The 1,142-nt window shown below is 59.5% G+C and carries 2 protein-coding genes; both read right to left on the bottom strand.

Features of this window, described 5'->3' with window-relative positions; genetic code table 11:
- Positions 1 to 179: 179 nt before the first annotated feature.
- Complete coding sequence (locus tag C7I85_RS30185) at positions 180 to 857, bottom strand: hypothetical protein (RefSeq protein ID WP_106727670.1); 678 nt, start codon at positions 855 to 857, stop codon at positions 180 to 182.
- Between the two features lie 62 nt (positions 858 to 919).
- Positions 920 to 1,142: hypothetical protein (locus C7I85_RS31465; RefSeq protein WP_210203116.1), on the bottom strand; the 223-nt coding region annotated here is incomplete at its 5' end.

The raw sequence follows: 1,142 nt of genomic DNA, 5'->3' as shown, positions 1-1,142 counted from the left end.
CAAGCACCACGCGGCAGCACCTGAATTGCTGACACGATCCTTTGTGCCCATCGTTAGAGCCTGGAGCTTGCTATCCGGGGTACTTTCTTGCGCTTGACAGTTCCCGCCCCAAAAGAGAAGCCCGCCGCCTCGGGTGAGACGACGGGCCAGTTATAAGATGCAATCAGGCAGGATTTGCATCAGCGGATGCAAACACGGTGCCCCCTGTGCCAGTGATAGCGACACCAACCTGCATGTCTGTGGTGCCATCGGACGTGATAATACGCCGGATGATACGCGCCATAATAGCCTCCGTCGTAGTACCAGGGGTATATCCAGGGGAGGCCTAGACCAAACCAGCCCCAATCCCATCCGCCGTCACCATCAAAGAAGCCGTCTCCGCCATTGAAGAAGTGGCCATTGTGAAAGTGTCCCCCATGGAAGCCGTGGAAGCCGTGGAAGCCGCCCATGCCGTGGAAGCCACCGCCATGAAATCCGCCCATGCCATGGAAGCCGCCGCCGCCGAAGCCGTGGAAACCTCCACCTCCGAAGCCGTGAAAGCCACCGCCGCCGCCATGGAAGCCGCCAAAGCCACGGACGTATTGCAGGCCGCTGATCGCGCTGTCCGAGGGCTTGAGCACAAGGACGGCTGACTCAAACTTGCCCTGGCAAGCCTCCGCAATGCACGAATGGTTCCAGATTTGGCCATCTACCAGGGGTTGTGCCGGTAGCGTTTTGGAAGCCACGCCGGCCGTGCCCACCGCCGGGCCATTGTCGGGGATGGAACTGGAGATGCCCGCGGCAAAAGCGGACGCACCGGCGAGCGCTCCAATGCTCAGCAACCCCGAACATGCGAGTGTTGAGAGATAGCGTCTCATTGTCTTCTCCAAGGGAAAGTCCGTGGGAGCTCTAGGCCTAGCGATGATCGTGAAATGGACCTCTATGCGACAATCGCGAGGTCTGGCCCTATATCGGACGTTTCCAGGAGAACGCATCGCGAACATAAAAGTTCCGGAGCCGTGCCCATGCGCAAAAGGAAGCCCGCCGCCTCCGGAGAGACGACGGGCTGACGGTTGACCGAAGAATAGCCGCCAGTGGAAGAATGCCGGGGATATGGTGCGCCTTGGCTGAGGTTCCAGCCATTCGAATAAAAAGAGATCGGA

It is taken from the genome of Pseudaminobacter soli (ex Li et al. 2025) (genome assembly GCF_003012705.1).
GTDB lineage: Bacteria > Pseudomonadota > Alphaproteobacteria > Rhizobiales > Rhizobiaceae > Pseudaminobacter > Pseudaminobacter soli.
Note: the sequence above shows the minus strand (reverse complement) of the source record. Positions and strands in the feature narration are given on the sequence as shown.

Coding starts and splice junctions, on each gene's coding strand:
- C7I85_RS30185 (WP_106727670.1), bottom strand. CDS start 857: ATGAGACGCTATCTCTCAACACTCGCATGTTCGGGGTTGCTGAGCATT.